We start from the raw sequence: 17116 nt of genomic DNA, 5'->3' as shown, positions 1-17116 counted from the left end.
GGAGGGCGACGGGCCACCGCGGTTGCGCGGCCCGTTGCCTTTCTCGTCTGAGGTGGTCGCGAGGCGGTGGCCGGGGGCTCGCCCGCCGGCCACCGGTGTCGCTCGGTCAGGGGAAGCAGTGTCGCTGCCTCTGGGCTATACGCGCTGAGGGTGGCCGAACAGCAGGTCGTAGCCCGCCGGGAGCTGGAGCAGGACGCGGCGGGTGAGCTCTTCGCCCGCGGCCACGCTGAGCACAGCGCCCACGTCCCAAGCCGCGGTCTGTTCAGTGGCTCCCTCGATCCATGCCGAAGCGGCCCGTACGAACCGCTCGGGGGAGAGCGGCTCGTGCGCCTGGAGCGGATTGAGCAGGATCAGTGCGAAGTCCTCCGGCAACCGGGCGGCCAGTTCCGCCCGTACCTCGCCCACCAAGTGCGCGCCCAGCAGTGCCAGCACCGTGCGGGAAGCCCGCTCGGCTTCCTCGGTGGTCTCGTACTCGCCGCGTTCCTTGACCTGGCCCAGGAACGTCTCCCACCGCATGGTCATCGCTGCTCCCTTGCGTGTGCGGGGGCGAGGAGAGGACGGGGGCGGCCGGAAGGAAGGCCGTCTCCCCGTCTCCGGCGCGGCTGAGAGGGGATTCAGCCGCTGATCTCCTTGTGCGTGGAGCCGCCACCGATGGCGATCTTGCGGGGCTTGGCGCGCTCGGCGATCGGGAGACGCAGGGTCAGCACGCCCGCCTCGTAGTCCGCCTTGATGTGCTCGGTGTCGAGGGTGTCGGCCAGCATGACCTGGCGGGAGAAGACGCCCAGAGGCCGCTCGGAGAGCTCCATCTGCACGTCGTCCGCCTTGGTGACGGGGCGCCGCTCGGCCTTGACGGTCAGCATGTTCCGCTCGACGTCGATGTCGATCGCGTCCGCGGAGACGCCGGGCAGGTCGAGGGCGATCACGTACTCCTCGCCCTCACGGTAGGCGTCCATCGGCATCGCCGACGGCCGCGACCAGGTGCCGGTCGTGTTCAGGAGCTGCTGGGTGAGTCGATCGAGCTCACGGAACGGGTCGGTGCGCATCAACATCGTGAAACACCTCCAGCGTTCAGGTCAGGCATTTTGCTGCCAATGCGTTCACCTGCCATCGTTGTAACATGTCATCCAAGCGATGACAAGTGGAACCCGTCGTCGAGATGACGACACTGCGTTTGGAGGCTCCATGACCGTTGACGATCAGCCAAGCCCCCGCGTCCGCGGTCTCGCTCCCACGTCCTTCCTCGCCGCCGCCGCGGCGCTGAGCACGATCCACGAGGCCCTGCGCACCGCACAGATATCGCGGGAGGGGGAGCGCCCCGAGCCCGGCCAGGCCAGCTCGGAGCAGGTACTCGCCACGCTCCTGCTGCTCCGCGAAGCGCGCGATCAGCTCGCCGAGTGGGAAGCGGGCCTGATCGAAGCGGCCCGGGAGGCTGGCGCCAGCTGGGCCGACCTCGCCCGCCCCCTCGGCGTCTCCAGCCGCCAGGCCGCGGAACGCCGCTACCTGCGCGTACGCCCCGGAAACCCGGGGACCACGGGCGAACAACGGGTACGGGCCACCCGCGACCGCCGCGCCGCCGACCGCACCGTCACCGCCTGGGCCCGGGCCAACGCCGGGGACCTGCGCCAGCTCGCCGGCCAGATCACCGCGCTCACCGACCTCCCCGCCGCCGCCCGCACCCCACTCGTCGAGCTCACCGCCGCCCTCGCCGACAACGACGCTGCCGCCCTCATCGCCCCCCTGACGGTCACGCACGCGTATCTGGCGCCCGACCACCCCGACCTCGCGGCGCGCGTCGATGACGTCGCCCGCCACACCGACCGGCTCCGCCTGCACAGCGGCGACCAGCGCCAGAACAGAACGTGATCTCCGCGACTTCGGGATCCTCCCGCTCGATCCGCGGCAAGCCCTGCGCGTCACCACCCGGGGCATACACAAACTTCAGGACAGTCCCGCCGCTGGGACTGCGTAGCTCACCCATGCAGGGGTCCAGATGGTCGCGGTGCCACACGCTAGGGCCGGTGTAGCCGCAGGTGGCCGGGTCGGTCAGCTCCTGCCAAGCCAGCCACAGCGCGTGCAGTCGGGCGATGGCGACGGAGTGCTCGAACCACAGGTGGCACCAGCGGGCATCGTGCGACGGTTCGGCCAGGTACCCGGGGACGGGCACGCCCTCCACCGGCCCCCCGGCAGACCACCGAGGGCGTCAAGTCCGCGGAGGCAATCCTCGCCCTGGCTCATGCCCACGACGTCGAGATGCCGATCACGGAAGTGATCTCCGCCCTGCTGCACGAGTGGGCCGCTGCCGCTGGCTGGAACGCTCCAACCTGACCGTCGCCTGCGCCGTCGCTGTCATGTACCTCGAAGCCAGCAACACCCCCGTCAACTCCACCCGCGAGCAACTCACCGCCTCGCCCGGGAGCGTCCGCGGCCACGGCGCTCGCAGAGGGAGGCGTTGCAGGCCATGGGGGTACGGCCAGGCCGAGAGCCCCAACTCCTTGCCGAGGTGGAAGAGGCTTCGGCCCGGCCTGCGGCGCGCCACAGCAGCAGAGCGGGCCGCTGCGATCAACGAAACACTGACCGTCCGGTCACCAGCGCGGGACCATGCTCCCGCTTTCCGGCCGATTTCAAGGGCCGCTTTCGGGGATGGCCCGCGGGCCGAGGGCCCGCGGCTTGCCGCGGCGGTTTCAGGATTTGGTTGTCTTCCATGCGCTGCAGGTGCTGTCGATGACATGCTTGTTGTGCCACTCGCCAGCGCAGACCCGGATCTCGAGGATGTATCCCTCGGCGAGGTCCTTGTTCTGCCATCGGTACGTCTGGAAGCCAGCGGTGTTCCAGATGGTTCCTTGCCGAATGGTCGCCTGGCTCTGGGGGTAGACGCTGCGCCAGGCAACGAGGGTCGCGTGCCCGTCCTTTTTCTCGTCGACGACCTCGAACCAGTCCCCGACCTCGCGGAAGCAGCCCGACCCCACTGAGTTGTGGGCGCACGCCATAGCGGACGGAACACTCCCGTCATACGGCGTGGCGTCGGCCTGGTCGATCTCGAAGTTGACGGCCGAGGCGTTGCTGATCGTGAGCAAGGTCGCGGCGGCGACACCTCCGAGGACAGTAGCTATTCGTGCTTTACACAAGGTAGTTACTTTCTTTGACAGTTGTTCAGCTTGGATGCTGTGAGTGTAGAGCTGCCCCAGCGTCTTCCGAACCAGTGGCGCCCCGTCCCCGCCAGTCGCACGATTCTCCAGACCACTTGCCAGATTGCTCACAAAGATGGGGGCCCACTACACGAGCCCAAGTCGGCTGCAACTGCAGCAGGCGATGCCTGAACTGCTCCGGCCGGGCCGCCCGGGATTCCCCACGTCCCATCGCGGGATCTCCACCTGGAACAAGCCGCGTTTCAGGAGGTCAGCGAATTGCGTCGGTTGCTCCTTGTGCCAGTGGCACAGCAACTTCCAGGCGTAGCATGTGCATTCCGGCGTCTTCGGGCTGGCTGCTCCCTACGATCAGGGGCATGGCTACGAACTTGGAGACCTTGCTGCGGCCGCTGGACGGCACTGCCCTGTCCGGCTCGCTGATCGTTCCGGACGGGCCGGTGTCGGGACATGCCGTGCTCGTGCACGGGGCTGGGGTGGACAGGAATGAGGGTGGCTTCTTCACCAGGCTCGCCGAGCGCCTGGCGGAGGTCGGGGTGCGATCTTTGCGATTCGACCTCCGAGCCCACGGAGCAAGCGGTGGCCGTTCACAAGAGGTGACGATCGCCGGCATCACCAACGACATCCGAGCCGCCTGTGACTACCTCCGGTCTGAGAGCGGCTCCGGGCGGGTTCATGTGATCGCGGCGTCGCTCTTCGGGGTGCTGCTGCCTTGCACGCTGCGTACCGGCCGCAGGACGGCGCCTGGTGCTGCTGAACGCCCGCCTGGACTACCGGGAGCGCTACGTCGATAGCCGGCCGTACTTCGACGGCGACTACATCTCCACCACGGCGGCCCGCGCGCTGGATGAGCAGGGCTTCACGGAGAAGAGTCCGTTCGAGTTGGGGAGGGGGCTGCTGAACGAGGTGTTCTACCTCGACCCGGATGTCTTCCTGCGCGCTGTGCGGGCGCCTGCGCTGCTGGATCCACGGGACGAAGGACACCTTCGTCCCCGTCGAGTCCTCCCGTCGCTACGTGCCCGTGTTCGGCGGGCCGGCCGAGCTCATGGAACTCGATGGCGCGCAGCACGGGTTCGCCGTGCAGGAGGATCCGCAGTACCTGAACCCGCAGTCGCAGGCGTGGCAGGCTGCGGTGATCGAGCGTGCTGCCGGGTTCTTGACGGACTAGGGCTCGTCCGGCGGATCATGGGCCGAGCCAGGGCCGGACCGAGGCGAGGGCTGGCCAGTGCCCTAATCGTGTTGACCGCCCCCGGCAGGCAGTGCTGGAGTCGGCACGTGGACAGCATCCCCGCCAACCGGCGGCTCTGGAACCAGATCAGCAGCGCCTACCAGCACGAGCACGACCCGCAAATCGGCGCCACACCCCGGCTGTGGGGCATGTACTCCATCCCCGACGCGCACCTGCACGCCCTGGGCGACGTCACCGGCAAGCGCGTCCTCGAACTCGGCTGCGGCGCCGGCCAGTGGTCCAGGGCGCTCGCCGCCGAGGGCGCCACCGTGGTCGGGCTCGACCTGTCCGAAGCCCAACTCGCCGCAGCGGCCCGCGCGATGGGAGCGGCCCGCTACCCGCTAGTGCAAGGCGCCGCCGAACAACTCCCCTTCGCCGCCGACAGCTTCGACCTGGTGTTCTGCGACTTCGGTGGGCTCAGCTGGGCGCCCCCGCACCTGGCCGTCCCGCAGGCCGCACGCGTCTTGGGCCGAGGCGGGCGCCTGGTGTTCAACGTCGCCAGTCCATGGTTCGAAGCTTGCTACGACGAAGCCGCCAGCCGCGTGACCACGACGCTGCAGCAGGACTACTTCGGGCTGAACACCATCGCCGAAGACGACGGCGCGACCAGCTATCAGCTCACCTACGGCGACTGGGTCAAGGTCCTGCGCGGCGCGGGTCTCATCATCGACGACCTCATCGAGCCGCGGCCCGAACTTGGAACACCCAACGGCTACAACGAAACCGACCCACCCGACTGGGCACACCGCTGGCCGGCGGAACTGCTCTGGGTAACCCACAAACCGTAAGTTCCGCCGCGCCGAGACGTGAAGGCATCCCCTCGCCGGACAGGCCCTAGTGCCGACGATGTCGACGCCTTCGCCGAGGACGCGTACGGAGGCGAGGAAGGCGCGGTGCACCCGCTGGTTGTTTGCGTCGATGCCGTTGGCGAACTGCCGCAGTACCTCGCGCCGCTCGGAGACGAGGTGGTCGCCGCACAGCCATGCCGACCACACGCGGTCCGGGGGGACGTGGCGGCCGGCCTCCAGGTCGTAGAACTCCGCGTCTGTTCGCGCCCGGGGATCATGATCGCCCTGTAGGGCTGTGGCTGGGCTGATCACGTAGTTGGTTCGGTTGTTTTTGCTGTGGGGAGGGGCTGGGGATCGGTGTGGGCGTGGGGCGCGGTGGCGTCTTAGCTGTGTGTTCATGATATTTGGTCAGGTTCGTTGACCGGTTGATCACTTTCGCCGGGTGGCTGGGAGGGTTGGTTCGTCTGCCCGCGGTGGATGGGCTGTCACGCTCGGGGTCTGGTGGTGGTTAGGGCAGGAGTCGGTGGATGGCTCCGGCTCCGAAGTCGGCGATGTAGGTGTCGCCGGTGGCGGTGGTGGCGAGTTGGCCGGGGTTGGTGAGGCCGGCAGCGACTTCGCGGATCTTGTTGTTGCGCAGGCTGAGGAGCCGTCCTCCATTGAAGTCGCTGAGCAGGATGGATGATCCGGTGAGGGTGATGCCGTTGAGTCCGGCGAGTTTGTGGTCGTGGAGGAGGTCTGTGGGTGCGTTGGTGTCGGTGAGTGGGATGCTCCACAGGCTGTTGTAGTCCTCTCCAGTGGCGAGGCCTGGTGATGGTGCGCAGAGAACGTGAACTGAATCTGCGCTGGTGGCTATCGCGACTGGTGTTCCCTGGACGCGGGTGAGTTCTGTTGCTGTGCCGTCCAGTTCTACTCGGTACAGTGCGCCGTCGTGCATGGCGAGGAGCAGAGCTTCGCTGTGCCATGTGACGGCCATGGGCACGCCTTCTGCCTCGGGAGCCACGATTTCGCTGCTCTGGTAGTCGTTGCTGTGGTGCAGCACCAGAATGCGGCGGTCGCCGAGGAGACGGACGGCGAGTTCTCCGTCGTCTCGTGCAGCGATTGTGTCCGTCCCCTGGTCGTGTGCGGAGACCAGGGGCACTGCGCTGATCATGCGGTAGGCCCCGTCGCGCGCGTCTACTCGCCAGATGTGGCGGCCGCGCGTGCTGACGACGAGCCCTTGGGGGGTGCAGGCGATACCGCTGACCGGTGGGAGACCCGTGAGCAGTTCGGTGGCGGTCCAGCGCGGATGGGCGGCCACGTCGACGTGGGCCTCTGCATAGCATCCGTCGTGCTGGCAGCGCAGAGTGGTGAGGCCTGGGTGCTTGGCTCGGACGACGTTGCTCTTGAAGAACGCGATTTTCTCGTCCGTGCTCTCCACTTCCGGGCTGTTCAGCGGTCCGCTCCACGTCGCCGTGCCGTCGGTGTAGTGGCCCAGTACACGTAGCGGGACGGCTTCACCGCGGCGCAGACGCAGCGTTCCTGGCTCGATGCTGATCCGCATCAGACGCTCTTCGTGCACTGCAGCGCTTGGCTGGCCGTCAAGCAGGTAAGAGGCATCACCCAGGGGGCGGAGCGGACCACCGTCGCGGTCGCGGGCCCAAGCAAGTCCGGCCTGCACGCGGGAGTGCGATGAGCGCCATTCGACGTAGTGGCCTACCTGGTAGGTCTCGCGGGTGGGCGCAACGCGCTGACTGGTGACTCCCCCTTCCAGGACTTCCAGCCGGACTCCGGACACGTCGAGCAATTGTTGCCCGAGGGCGTCTGCGTAGAGCGGCACGCCTACTTCCGTGATGCGGTACCAGGTCGAGCGTCGTGGATCGCGCACCAGCCATACAGAGTGCGCCGGCCCGTGGCGTGTTCCGTCGACAAGGTGGACGCGGTGCTCGCCGGGAGAGACGGCGGAGACATCGACGACCAGGGTTCCCGGCTGGAAGCTGCGCGTTGTCAGCGGAACCGTCTCGTCCAGCCAGACCTGGACTTGGGCTCCGGCCCGCTCGACCCACAGTGTGAGGTCTCCCTGATCGTACTGGTATCCGCGGACCGCTGGCGCGCGGTCGAGATCGCGATCGAGCAGGTCCAGTAGCGAACTGGCGTGGGCGAGTATCCGAAGGCACTCCCGACGCGACACGCATGGCAGGCTCGGCCGGTCCTTGTGGGAACGGTCTCCCTTGAACAGTCCGATGGCGCCTGCGAACAGCTGGACCATGCGGTCCATGTCGCCATCGCGGTCGGAGATCCGGATCGAGTTCTGCTTCTCCTTGAAGGCGGCCTTGATCAGCATGTCCCCGATTGCCGAGTTGCCTGACCTCTGCCGGACCTCGTCCTCCAGACGTCGGAAAGCGGCGAAGACGGCCTCGTCGTACAGGTCAGCGCGCAGCGGGGCCTGGCAGGAGTCCACGATCTCCTCGCGCAGCAAACTGAGCAGCACGTCCAGGCCGTGGTCCTGGACCAGCGTTGTCCGCTCCTCGGCGAACCCTGCCGGCACTTCGGCGTGGGCCAAGGGCTGGGCGTCGTTGAGCCTGTGCAACATTGCGGATGCCGCCGCTGCGCGCTCGCTCTCGATCTTCTCGGCGTACTCCAGGAGTCCGTCCACACCGTGCACGTGCCGGTACGGCCGCAGGCGCGGCCGATCTACGGTGAGATGCCACAGCCAGGGGCTTTTGGACGCCCAGCCGCTGCCCGTCCAGAAGCCTGGGAGCAGATCGACAAGGACCCTGACGCGCGCTACCTGTCCTTGCGCGGCTTCTGCCTCCGCTGGAATCGCTTTCTCTTCCGTATCCGCAGGTGCCTGGGAGGCTGAAATCGCGGCGTCGTCAGACACCGTGGACGTGTCTGCTGCTGCGGGGGGTTCGTCGATGTCGTCAGGGCTGTCGATGTGCAGGCCCTCGTGATCGGCGAAGGCCTTGCTGCTGGCGATGAGCGGGGTCTCGGCCGGGCTGGTATCACTGAGTTCGAGATTCACTGTCCAGGCCACGAACCGCTCAAGGAGTTGCAGATCGTCTGGCCCCTCATCGCATGCGGCGACTCCTCTGAGGGTCAGCCTGACCGGGTCGTTGCTGGAGAAACCGTGCGCCTGCCAGGGGCGGAACAAGTACGCGTCAGGAACAGTGAGAAGCGCGGCCTGAGCGTCCTCGATACCCAGATGCCTGTCGACCCACAGGTCCACCGCGGTGAAAGTGGGCCAGTCACCGCGCTGTTTCATCAGGGCGTACACCGCTTGAAGCAGTTCTCGGGTACCGGCGTCAAGCCGTGCGTCGTCAGTCACACGAGGATTCTTCCGCTACCGAGGAGTGCGTGACCCCAATTCTTCAACTGTCGGTGATCAGGGTTTCTCACTGGTTGGCCGGGTCTACTGGGCGGCTGCTGTAGCGGCATAGGGGTGTGGGCCCGTGGATGCCGAGGGTGGCCAGGAGGAGGTGTTGTTGGTGGGGGTGGAGCTGGTTCCAGGCTCGTTGCTGGGTGCGGATCCATTTGGTGGTGTTGTCGGGGAGAGGACGACCGGCGGCGTGGTGGGTGTGGGCTTGGTGCCAGCTGTGGTTCCAGTTGGCTCGCCAGGGTGGGTTCCACCACGGGTCGAGCGCGGCGAGTTGCGGGTCGTGGGGCCAGGGCTGGTGTCGCGGCTCGTTCAATCTGATCGGAGTCCAGGGTGTTGAGCTGGGCTGATCAGTTGGCTGGTTGGGCCTGGCGGTGTGCTGTGTGCTGGCGAGGGGCTTGACGTTGCTTGCGGGCTGGAGCTGGACGGGTCTGTGAGCTCCGGTGTTCTCGCTTCGGGGTGACCGTAAGCCTGTTGGTCAGTTCTATTGGTTGGCCGGTCAGTTTCCCTGGGCGGCTGTTGTAGCGGCACAGGGGTGTGTGAACCGTTTCGGGTTTGATCGAGACTCTAGGCTGTGGCTGTGAGCTGGGGTTTTGTGTTCTGCTGGTGTAGATGGCTTCGTATTCGACGGGCGGTACGTGGCCGATCTCACCGTGCAGGCGACGGTGGTTGTACCAGTCGACCCATTCGGCGGTGGCCAATTCGACCTCGGACAGCGTCTCCCAGGGCCGCTGGGGCTTGATCAGCTCGGTCTTGACATGGTCGACTCCATCAGCGCGTTGCCGTAGGCGTCGCCGACCGAGCCGACGGACGCCGCGATGCCCTCGACGTCCAGGTGGGTGGACAGCTTGAACAACGTGTATTGACTGCCCGCATCGCTGTGATGGATCAGCTGCCGGGGCTGGTGCCGACTGCCTTCCCGCTCGCGCTGCCACAGACCCATCAAGGGTGCGCGTTCCCGCCAGCAAGCTTCGAGCCGCTCGTGTTCTTGCCGGCCCTGTTGGTCGTGGCGGCTGCGGCTGCCGGCGACCGGGCCTTGGCCTGTCGTGGTAGGTCCGCCTTCCACCTCGCCATTGCCGCAGTGATCAGCACTCGGGCATACTCCTCACTCGCCAAGCATGGCTCCCCCACGCCGCAGGTCCGGCCAGTTCCTGGTGGAACGCGCCCCATACCCCTTACACACCGGAACAGGAATCTCGACGTGGCACGTGATGACATCACCGTTGGCCTGCTCGTGGTCGGCGCTTTGATCTGGTTCCAGCTCCTGCCCTTGAGGCTTCAGAGGGGGAAGCTCGCAGGCCCCGATCCTGGTCTGCGACGCGCGCTTTTTGCTGCCTCTTTCGGCGTCTGGAAACCTGCCGCGGAGCTGCTTGGCGGAGCCGCACAGGACTGGGAACGACGTGCCCTCTACGTCGATCATCTGGCCTCCCTCACCGGGTGGATGAGGGGCCGCTGGCTGCGGGCCTGGGACACGGCCCGCCCCGGCGATCCGGATGTGGCAATTGTCAAAGCACGTGCCCGGATCCACTACGCGTGGAAGAAGCGCGGTGCTGCCCGCGCCAACCAGACTTCCACCTGGCGCCTAAGAGCTTTCCATCGGCAACTGGTTGCCTCCCGCGAGGAAATAGCGGTGGCAGCTTCCCTCAATCCGGACGACCCGACCCCGTACAGCGCCGAGATCTGGACGGCGCTCGGCCTCGGCTATCCCCATGACCTGATGCGCGAGTTGTGGGATGCAGTCATCGCCCGGGCACCGCATCACTTCGAGGCCCACTTCAACGCGTTGCAGTACTGGAGTGCCAAGTGGCGCGGCTCGAACGAACTGGCGTGCGCGTTCGCGCAGCAGGCTTCCGCCGACGCTCCCAAGGGCAGCCTGATGGCCGCGTTGCCCCTGTTCGCCTGGTATGAGGCCTACCTGTCCAGGTCTGCCGTGCTCCCCGGCCCTCGATCACCGGAAGTCCGCGCCATGATCGATGCCGCCCTGGAAGACGTGGACGCTGCCGGCGACCACCCTCGACTTCCTGACGTGCGGCACCTACTGGCGTACTGCCTACACAAGCAGGGCCGGCACCGGGAAGCGCTGGAGCAGTTCCGCCAGGTGGACGGGTACGTCGACGCCCTTCCTTGGCACTACTCGGGCTACAGACGAATCTACTACCGGGCGATCCGCACAGCGGCAGCCCGCGGCGCACTGATCGAATCGCTTCGCCGCTGATCTGCCTCAGAAGATCGCGTGGGTGGAGGGCGGTCCTGACTTTGATCCGGGCCGCGCGTCGGCAGGGTTCGTCGTGGGCACTAGCGAGCCGTCAGTGCGCGGTGGGCTCCCCGTTTGGCTCCCCGCACGCTATCCGGTCGGGCCAGCACCTTTAAGGAGATCAGCATGGGCACCTGGGATACCGGCCCCTTCGACAACGACACAGCTGCGGACTTCGCCAACGCTCTCGACGACGCCGAGCCCGAGGCACGCAAAGCCCTGATCCGAGGCGTTCTCGTCCGGACGATCGACGCCACTGGCTACCTCACGGAAGCGGAAGAGGCGGTGGCCGCCGCCGCACTGCTCGCGGCGCAATGCCCCGGAGGCGAACCCGTCGACACGCCCTACGGCCCGGAAACACCCCCTGCCCGCGTTCCCCACCGACCTTCGGGCGCTCGCTGACGAAGCCCTCGCTCGCATTGCCAGCGACGAGGCGGGGCCGGCCTCAAATTGGGTCGACCCGGAGGACTGGAAGCAATGGCGGGCGATGCTCACCCGCCTTCGCGCTGTACTCGCCCCGCCGCAACCTTCCATCGCTCTCTTCGATGTCCAGCCATAACGGAGCGTCACTCGGCACGGAAGCTGAGCCAGAACCCGAAGTCGTGAGCGTAGCCAGGTAGCCGACATCGAGTCCCTTGGAGGGCGTGCATGGCCAGCGGAACCGTGAAGTGGTTCAACACGGAGAAGGGCTTCGGCTTCATCCAGCGGGACGGCGGAGGCCCGGATGTCTTCGCCCACTACTCCAACATCAACAGCACCGGCTTCCGTGAGCTGCGGGAGGGCCAGCAGGTGAGGTTCGACATCACCCAGGGACAGAAGGGACCGCAGGCGGAGAACATCACCCCAGCCTGAGCCAGCGTTTGTGGTGCCCGCCCCGCGCGTCCCGGGGCGGGCACTCGCGCGTCCCGCGGGCTACACCTCGGCAGCGACCTTCTCCTCGGCCGCCTCGGGCGCTACGACCTCACCAACCGCTTCGGACGCCGCATCGTTCTCGCGCGCCGTGTAGTACACCGAGCTGCCCTGCTTCGACCGCTCCGCCTTACCCTTGGCGAAGAGCGCCTCGAGCGAGTTGCGCACCACCTGCGTCTTCGTGATGCTGCGCTGCGGGTCGGCCACCGCCAATTCGGTCTCGATCTCCCTGACCGAACGCGGCTCGCCGCTCTTGGTGAGGAGGTCCAAGACCAGGTCAGTCAGGGAAGGACCCCCGCTCTTCTTGGCTGCCGCCGTGGACGCCTTCGCTCCGGTCCTCGCACTTCCCGCCGACTTACTGATCATTTCAGAATGAGGTTCGTAGGCGCCGCCCTCTTCCGGCTCCCGCGCGCCTCGCTGGTCGTCTTCCTCGCCCGCCGCTGCTTCGGGACAGCCTGCGCCGCGGCTGCCTCACCCGAGACAGCATCCGCATCGACGCTGGGCACCTCGGCCTCCGACTCCGCCACGGCAGAGGGTTCCTCATCGACGGGCGACACTTCGTTCACCGTTCCGCACACGGTGGACAGCAACCCATGGTCGCGCTCAAGCCGCGCGCAGATCTGTGATCTGCGAGCGAACGCGCTCCTGCTCCCGCTCGTTGGTCTCCAGAACGGCCGCAATCTGTGCCTCGTACTGATCCTCGAGGTTGGTGTTGTCCGGCTCGTTGGACACGGCAGCTCGCTCTCGTCGTGGGGTGTTGCAGCGGGATGCTACTCACCCCGAGGTGACGGTAGCGGCGATAGAGGCGATATGCACTCTGCCGGGGACCCAGCGAAGCTGACCGCCATGTACGAGGCCGCGACGGGCCGGGCGACCGGCGTGACCGCGGTCGGGCCCGGAGGCGCCTGCCGCTGCGCTGGGTGGTGATCCTCGGCGTTCACGGCCCTGGCGGCGCACAGACCGAGGCAGAGCTGCTGACCCGCGGCATGGATGTCGTTCTCTGTGGCTGTGCACAACGTCCTCGCCCACAACGTGACGATGGTGGCCGACCGCCACGGCATCCAGCCCCGCTTGGCCCTGCGCAACATCGAGCCCTCCGCCATCGCCGACCAGATCGCCAAGGCGGGCGATCCCGCGACACAAGGAGCCGAAGCCGTCCACGCCGTACGTCCGGTTCGCATCGACGAACGCTCGGTCACCTTGCCCCGCTGGGCCTGCTCGCGCCCGTTGATGGCCCTGACCCAGGCCATCAAGTACGCCTCCAGCAACGGCGATACCCGCACCGTGCAGCACGCCGCCGACCTCGCCTTCGAACTCGGCTTGGCGATCGGGGCTGACCGCGAGGATGACTGCGTCCAGATCCCCGTGGGCGTACTCGACGAATCCGCCGACATCATCGAGCACGTTGCCGCGCGGATCGATAACAGAGGCTGGAGCCTGTGCCCGTGCGGCGAGGACCACGGCCAATCCCAGAGCGACGACAAGGTCCCCGACATCCGGAGGAGCGATGCCGAACTCGTCCGCAAGATGCGGGCCGTGATCGACGACTGACGAGGCCAACCCCACAGCCGTCCAACCAGCCCTGCACGTCGGCCACTACTTCGCCGCCGGGAGAAGCCTGCCGACATCTTCGTGATCTGCGGATCGTGGCGCGGAGTGTCTGGCTTCACCGCCGGCGACTACCCCCGGCGGGACTCGCGCCAGCCGCGACCAGTTCGACACCGGGCCGCAGCGGGATCACTGGGAGGTGCGCCAGATGCGCAACCTGTCTGCGACGTCATAGACGTTGAGCCGCAGGGCCTGGATGTCGCTGATCAGGTCGCGCCACTCCTCGTACAGACCCTCGATCGTCTCCTCGGCAGCCCGAACGTATGCCGTGGCCACGGCATAGCCGAAGGCTTCGTTGCGCGCTGGCAGCGGCTTGACCAGCACGATCTGGTGCAGGAGGGCTGCCGCTCGCCAGTACGTGTCTGGGGAGCCTTCATCCAAGCGCGGGGTGTTCACCCGGTGCCGGGCCACTGCAGCGACCAGCGCGGAGTAGTCCGTCACCTCCAAATCCTTGCCCAGCAGCTCTTCCTGTCGGTCCAGGAGCCATCGGATGTCGATGTGCAGGTCCAAGGTTCAGGCCGCCCGACGGCTGGAGTGCTCCGTGGCCGGCAGCCCGCCGAAGTCACGGTCGAAGCTCTCGAGGAACCCGGGACGAGAGATGGCCTCGCGGAAAGCCAAGGTGGCCTTGCTCAGCTTGACCTGGTTCTCCTCCTCGATGGCGAGCTCGGCGAGGTAGGCGCGGACACTCTGCCCGCGGGCGGCGGCTACTGCAGCAAACCGGTCCCGCGTCTCCGTGTCGATCTTTACCGTGGTGTCAGCCATATGCCGAGTATGCACCTGCGACTACCGGGATGAATACCGATTCCCGAAAACTGTCGCTCACGCCGTCGCCGTCCTGGCGGCCGAAGCCCTTGGCATGCTGGCCGATGAAGAGCCGGCAAGCTCCCGAGAACGGTCGGTGCCGCGGAGAGGTCGCGTGGAGCGGGCCCCAGGGCGCGTGACCCGCTCCGTGCGCGATCCCGCGTCCTGTCTCGCGAGATGCGATCACGGTATGAAGCCTGAGCAGGCGTGGCCACCCAGGACAGCCAATAGGGGGCAATCAAGATCTTTTCGGGGGAATCGGCGGCGCTCTCGCTACCCGGGCACTCGCCTGGAGGCAATAGGGCGAACTGCCTCAGCGGCACGCCGAGGCGCCGCAAAGCGTGACGCTGAGCACTGTACGGCATACTGACCGCGGACCTGGCCTGCGTACGCGGGAGCACCGGGTCTAGCTTTCTCAAGGCCCGGCCAGTGTGCCGGGCCTTTGTGCTGCTCAGATCCGCCGGGGCGCCGGGGAGCTGCTGGTCCCACAGTTCCACATGAATGACTTCCCCGGATGCCGCTGCACTGTCTGGTAGGCCGCGTACGCCACGAGGTCCGCGGCTTGTACGGGCTGACTCATGTGGAGCCGACGTACCACGGGTCTTCGACAATATGCCGGGTCCGCAGGCGCAGCTTCCGGTGCTCACGCTGATACGCCTGATCCGATCCGTCACCGTCCATGACGATGATCCCGTGGGCGCCAGCCGCGCCGAGCCGGCCGTCGAGGTCCTCCAGCAGAGCGCCGTCGTCCGATCGTCGTAGTACGCCCGGCCCTTCTGCGGGGTGTGCCGCCACACGGCGCCAACCTCGGTGCCGGGCATCGCCGCAATGGCGGCGAGAGCCTTCTGCGCGACGTGACTGCGGTGCTTCTTGTGCCGATTCCAACCCGGCCGTACGGGGCCCTGTTCTCGTATAGCTACGGCGAGCGGACATGTAGCTCTCCGTAACCATCACTGGGCGAGGACCCGAAGGGCGTATGCCGGCCCTGCCGAGCGGGAGTCCGCGGGATCCATGGCCTTGTAGTCGTGAGCCAGTTGCTCGGTCAGATCGAGCATGGGGAGATGGCTGTCGAGAAGGGCCTCGCCGCCCATGGTGTCGGCCACGTAGGCATAGGCGTGGTTGTCGTCCATGATGCGTGCGACGAGGAACTTCAGAAGATGGTCCATGTCGCCCTCTTCGCGGGCAGACGGCCTCGCCACCGATCTGGGTTCGTCAAGCGAACCCGGCCGCAATCATCGGTAGCACTCAATTCTGTACTCTCGGCGGACATGGACATCGAACAGGCTGTCGCGGAAATCGGGAACGTCGAGGAGGTACCCGGCATGCCCCTGGCCTGGCGGTGGTCGCCCATGTCGCGCTTTGTGTTCTCCCTGACCATGGACGTCGACGGGCGCTGGGCCTACCAGATGAACTCAATCGATGTGCACGACGAAGGCCTTGCCAGGGCCGTTCTCACATTCGCGAGGCAGCACCGGCTCGGACGCGGATCCGACGCCCGACCGCTCACGGTCGTCCCCGGGTTCTCCTACGGGACCTACCGGTTCGATGCCGTGGCAGCGGCTTCGCCCCCGGTGCACGGATACCACCACGGGCGGAATGAGGCCTTGAACGAGGTCGTCTCAGCGGTCTTCCCCGCGTATCAGTGCGAGTTCCGCGGTAACGAGAACCTGGAGGAGGCTGTCCTGCGGTTCAAGCGCATGCTGCGGCCGACGGTCATCACCCGCCCGCCCGTCCCGTACCTGCGGATGCGGTACGAGAACACAAGGACCGGCGGCGGCAGCGTGGGTCCCTCCCGCGGGTTCACTACGTACGACGTACTGCTGAGGGAGCTCGGTCTCCTCGAAGACGCCCCTAGGAGTTTCGTGGAGTTCGAGAACCTCCGTGGCGAGGTGTGGAACATCGAGTGGAACGGTTCGTGGCTGGTGAATGGCACACCCCATGACTCACCACCCTCCGAAAGGTGGGCGGCATCGGCTCTGGGATGTCCTTACTGATCATTTCAGAATGAGGTTCGTAGGCGTCTCAAGCAGATGATGCTGCAGGCGAGTTGGAGCAGTCCGAGGTGGAGATCGGCTCGTATCTCATAGCGGATCCGGAGCCGCTTGAACTGGTGCAGCCAGGCGAAGGTCCGCTCGACGACCCAGCGGGTCTTGCCCAGACCGGAGCCGTGGGGTGTGCCTTTTGATCTTCGGTGTGATGCCGCGGGCCCGGAGGAGGCGACGGTACTTGTCGTAGTCGTAGCCGCGGTCGGCGAACAGCCGGCGTGGGCGGTGACGCGGTCGGCCGCGGACATCACGAATGCGCGGTATCGCGTCGAGCAGAGGCATCAGCTGCGTGACGTCGTGGCGGTTTCCGCTGGTCAGGGACACAACCAACGGGGTTCCGTGGCGGTCGGTGATCAGGTGGTGCTTGCTGCCGAGGCGGCCGCGGTCGACCGGCGAAGGTCCGGTGTGAGCCCCCCTTTGAGAGCTCGGACATGAGAGCCGTCGGCCGCCGCGTCATCCATGTCCAGCAGACCGGCCGCCCTCAGTTCCGACAGAAGGGCCTCGTGCAGGCGAGGCCAGACACCGGCTTCGGTCCAGTCCCGCAGACGCCGCCAGCACGTCACACCGCTGCACCCGATCGCCTCCGCCGGGACGTCTGCCCAGCTCACGCCCTTGCGCAGGACGTAAACGATGCCGCGCAGGGCAGCGCGGTCATCCGCCGGCAGCCGGCCGGGATACCGCCGGCGCCGCGGCGGCCGGACCGGGAGCAACGGGGCTATGCGTTCCCACAGGTCATCAGGCACAAGATCGTCAGACACCCGGCAGACCCTGCCGCCACAACACCCAACTGCCAAGGCGACACACCGATCTCATTCTGAAATGATCAGTAATCCCGCCGTGGCCGAGGGACTGGGCCTCTGCCCCTATCAACAGGCGACGCTGCCGTTCATCAAGGTGCGCGCAGAATCGCCCTGAACTTGGCTGCCAGCACGGTCCGTTGCCCTTCCAACCCGCTCATGCCAGACCAACGAACCACCGAGCGGAAAGC

At 66.9% G+C, this 17116-nt stretch carries 21 protein-coding genes and 3 pseudogenes; 8 read left to right on the top strand and 16 right to left on the bottom strand.

Annotation, left to right across the window (positions count from 1 at the left end):
* Positions 1–135: 135 nt before the first annotated feature.
* On the bottom strand, positions 136–522 hold the full coding sequence (locus ACWCXB_RS28030) for a DUF2267 domain-containing protein (RefSeq protein WP_450726548.1): 387 nt from the start codon (positions 520–522) through the stop codon (positions 136–138).
* 92 nt (positions 523–614) lie between these two features.
* Positions 615–1049, bottom strand: coding sequence for an Hsp20/alpha crystallin family protein (locus tag ACWCXB_RS28025; RefSeq protein WP_450726547.1), 435 nt, complete (start codon positions 1047–1049; stop codon positions 615–617).
* 133 nt (positions 1050–1182) lie between these two features.
* Here ACWCXB_RS28025 and ACWCXB_RS28020 point away from each other — a divergent pair, with 133 nt between their 5' ends.
* Positions 1183–1863, top strand: coding sequence for a type III effector protein (locus tag ACWCXB_RS28020; protein ID WP_450726546.1), 681 nt, complete (start codon positions 1183–1185; stop codon positions 1861–1863).
* On the opposite strand, the gene ACWCXB_RS28015 is transcribed toward ACWCXB_RS28020, so the two are convergent.
* The gene (locus tag ACWCXB_RS28015; RefSeq protein WP_450726545.1) at positions 1745–2164 is read right to left on the bottom strand and encodes a DUF4913 domain-containing protein; all 420 of its coding nucleotides are present in this window, start codon (positions 2162–2164) and stop codon (positions 1745–1747) included. The two genes, ACWCXB_RS28020 and ACWCXB_RS28015, sit on opposite strands and share 119 nt — an antisense overlap.
* A 517-nt stretch (positions 2165–2681) precedes the next feature.
* A complete protein-coding gene (locus ACWCXB_RS28010) occupies positions 2682–3074 on the bottom strand; it encodes a hypothetical protein (RefSeq protein WP_450726544.1) in 393 nt (130 codons plus the stop codon).
* A gap of 994 nt (positions 3075–4068) precedes the next feature.
* Between ACWCXB_RS28010 and ACWCXB_RS28005 the strand changes: the two genes are divergently transcribed.
* Both ACWCXB_RS28005 and ACWCXB_RS28000 read left to right on the top strand, forming a co-directional pair.
* Positions 4069–4311: an alpha/beta hydrolase family protein gene (locus ACWCXB_RS28005; RefSeq protein WP_450726543.1), complete on the top strand. Its 243-nt coding sequence runs from the start codon at positions 4069–4071 to the stop codon at positions 4309–4311.
* A gap of 107 nt (positions 4312–4418) precedes the next feature.
* Positions 4419–5159 carry a class I SAM-dependent methyltransferase gene (locus ACWCXB_RS28000; protein WP_175430315.1) on the top strand — a complete coding sequence of 247 codons (741 nt, stop codon included), beginning with the start codon at positions 4419–4421 and terminating at the stop codon, positions 5157–5159.
* Between the two features lie 33 nt (positions 5160–5192).
* On the opposite strand, the pseudogene ACWCXB_RS27995 reads toward ACWCXB_RS28000, so the two are convergent.
* The 5 genes and pseudogenes from ACWCXB_RS27995 to ACWCXB_RS27975 form a co-directional block, all read right to left on the bottom strand.
* Positions 5193–5423, bottom strand: a pseudogene (locus ACWCXB_RS27995) (hypothetical protein); the annotation flags it as partial.
* Between the two features lie 244 nt (positions 5424–5667).
* Positions 5668–8463 (bottom strand): TIGR02391 family protein, encoded by a 2796-nt coding sequence (locus ACWCXB_RS27990; protein WP_450726542.1) that lies wholly within the window; start codon positions 8461–8463, stop codon positions 5668–5670.
* Positions 8464–8530: 67 nt separating this feature from the next.
* The gene (locus ACWCXB_RS27985) at positions 8531–8827 is read right to left on the bottom strand and encodes a hypothetical protein (protein WP_450726541.1); all 297 of its coding nucleotides are present in this window, start codon (positions 8825–8827) and stop codon (positions 8531–8533) included.
* A 34-nt stretch (positions 8828–8861) separates the two neighbouring features.
* Positions 8862–9212 carry a hypothetical protein gene (locus ACWCXB_RS27980; RefSeq protein WP_450726540.1) on the bottom strand — a complete coding sequence of 117 codons (351 nt, stop codon included), beginning with the start codon at positions 9210–9212 and terminating at the stop codon, positions 8862–8864.
* Between the two features lie 41 nt (positions 9213–9253).
* Positions 9254–9454 carry a hypothetical protein gene (locus ACWCXB_RS27975; RefSeq protein ID WP_450726539.1) on the bottom strand — a complete coding sequence of 67 codons (201 nt, stop codon included), beginning with the start codon at positions 9452–9454 and terminating at the stop codon, positions 9254–9256.
* A 258-nt stretch (positions 9455–9712) separates the two neighbouring features.
* Between ACWCXB_RS27975 and ACWCXB_RS27970 the strand changes: the two genes are divergently transcribed.
* From ACWCXB_RS27970 to ACWCXB_RS27960, 3 genes and pseudogenes are all read left to right on the top strand, one after another.
* A complete protein-coding gene (locus ACWCXB_RS27970; protein ID WP_450726538.1) occupies positions 9713–10726 on the top strand; it encodes a hypothetical protein in 1014 nt (337 codons plus the stop codon).
* A gap of 165 nt (positions 10727–10891) precedes the next feature.
* Positions 10892–11324, top strand: a pseudogene (locus ACWCXB_RS27965) (DUF4259 domain-containing protein).
* Positions 11325–11413: 89 nt separating this feature from the next.
* A complete protein-coding gene (locus tag ACWCXB_RS27960; RefSeq protein ID WP_450726537.1) occupies positions 11414–11617 on the top strand; it encodes a cold-shock protein in 204 nt (67 codons plus the stop codon).
* A 60-nt stretch (positions 11618–11677) separates the two neighbouring features.
* Here ACWCXB_RS27960 and ACWCXB_RS27955 read toward each other — a convergent pair whose 3' ends face one another.
* Both ACWCXB_RS27955 and ACWCXB_RS27950 read right to left on the bottom strand, forming a co-directional pair.
* Positions 11678–12040: a hypothetical protein gene (locus ACWCXB_RS27955; RefSeq protein WP_450726536.1), complete on the bottom strand. Its 363-nt coding sequence runs from the start codon at positions 12038–12040 to the stop codon at positions 11678–11680.
* Positions 12041–12277: 237 nt separating this feature from the next.
* Positions 12278–12406 carry a hypothetical protein gene (locus ACWCXB_RS27950; RefSeq protein ID WP_450726535.1) on the bottom strand — a complete coding sequence of 43 codons (129 nt, stop codon included), beginning with the start codon at positions 12404–12406 and terminating at the stop codon, positions 12278–12280.
* A 276-nt stretch (positions 12407–12682) separates the two neighbouring features.
* On the opposite strand from ACWCXB_RS27950, the gene ACWCXB_RS27945 reads away from it, so the two are divergent.
* Positions 12683–13225 (top strand): hypothetical protein, encoded by a 543-nt coding sequence (locus ACWCXB_RS27945; RefSeq protein WP_450726534.1) that lies wholly within the window; start codon positions 12683–12685, stop codon positions 13223–13225.
* Positions 13226–13411: 186 nt separating this feature from the next.
* Here ACWCXB_RS27945 and ACWCXB_RS27940 read toward each other — a convergent pair whose 3' ends face one another.
* From ACWCXB_RS27940 to ACWCXB_RS27925, 4 genes are all read right to left on the bottom strand, one after another.
* Positions 13412–13792: a toxin Doc gene (locus ACWCXB_RS27940; protein ID WP_450726533.1), complete on the bottom strand. Its 381-nt coding sequence runs from the start codon at positions 13790–13792 to the stop codon at positions 13412–13414.
* Positions 13793–13795: 3 nt separating this feature from the next.
* Complete coding sequence (locus ACWCXB_RS27935) at positions 13796–14044, bottom strand: antitoxin MazE7 (RefSeq protein ID WP_450726532.1); 249 nt, start codon at positions 14042–14044, stop codon at positions 13796–13798.
* Between the two features lie 615 nt (positions 14045–14659).
* Positions 14660–14878: a hypothetical protein gene (locus ACWCXB_RS27930; RefSeq protein WP_450726531.1), complete on the bottom strand. Its 219-nt coding sequence runs from the start codon at positions 14876–14878 to the stop codon at positions 14660–14662.
* Positions 14879–15033: 155 nt separating this feature from the next.
* Complete coding sequence (locus ACWCXB_RS27925; RefSeq protein WP_450726530.1) at positions 15034–15249, bottom strand: hypothetical protein; 216 nt, start codon at positions 15247–15249, stop codon at positions 15034–15036.
* A 102-nt stretch (positions 15250–15351) separates the two neighbouring features.
* Between ACWCXB_RS27925 and ACWCXB_RS27920 the strand changes: the two genes are divergently transcribed.
* Positions 15352–16077, top strand: a complete 726-nt coding sequence (locus tag ACWCXB_RS27920; RefSeq protein WP_450726529.1) for a hypothetical protein — start codon at positions 15352–15354, stop codon at positions 16075–16077.
* Between the two features lie 5 nt (positions 16078–16082).
* Here the strand turns inward: ACWCXB_RS27920 and ACWCXB_RS27915 are convergent.
* Positions 16083–16886 (bottom strand): annotated as a pseudogene (locus ACWCXB_RS27915) (IS5 family transposase).
* Between the last annotated feature and the right edge of the window lie 230 nt (positions 16887–17116).

This window comes from Streptomyces sp. NPDC001514, from assembly GCF_053597075.1.
This window is presented reverse-complemented; position numbering and strand designations above follow the sequence as displayed.

Coding starts and splice junctions, on each gene's coding strand:
- ACWCXB_RS27920 (WP_450726529.1), top strand. CDS start 15,352: ATGGACATCGAACAGGCTGTCGCGGAAATCGGGAACGTCGAGGAGGTA.
- ACWCXB_RS28025 (WP_450726547.1), bottom strand. CDS start 1,049: ATGTTGATGCGCACCGACCCGTTCCGTGAGCTCGATCGACTCACCCAG.
- ACWCXB_RS28005 (WP_450726543.1), top strand. CDS start 4,069: ATGTCTTCCTGCGCGCTGTGCGGGCGCCTGCGCTGCTGGATCCACGGG.
- ACWCXB_RS27925 (WP_450726530.1), bottom strand. CDS start 15,249: ATGGACCATCTTCTGAAGTTCCTCGTCGCACGCATCATGGACGACAAC.
- ACWCXB_RS27955 (WP_450726536.1), bottom strand. CDS start 12,040: ATGATCAGTAAGTCGGCGGGAAGTGCGAGGACCGGAGCGAAGGCGTCC.
- ACWCXB_RS28020 (WP_450726546.1), top strand. CDS start 1,183: ATGACCGTTGACGATCAGCCAAGCCCCCGCGTCCGCGGTCTCGCTCCC.
- ACWCXB_RS27935 (WP_450726532.1), bottom strand. CDS start 14,044: ATGGCTGACACCACGGTAAAGATCGACACGGAGACGCGGGACCGGTTT.
- ACWCXB_RS28030 (WP_450726548.1), bottom strand. CDS start 522: ATGACCATGCGGTGGGAGACGTTCCTGGGCCAGGTCAAGGAACGCGGC.
- ACWCXB_RS27975 (WP_450726539.1), bottom strand. CDS start 9,454: ATGGGTCTGTGGCAGCGCGAGCGGGAAGGCAGTCGGCACCAGCCCCGG.
- ACWCXB_RS27960 (WP_450726537.1), top strand. CDS start 11,414: ATGGCCAGCGGAACCGTGAAGTGGTTCAACACGGAGAAGGGCTTCGGC.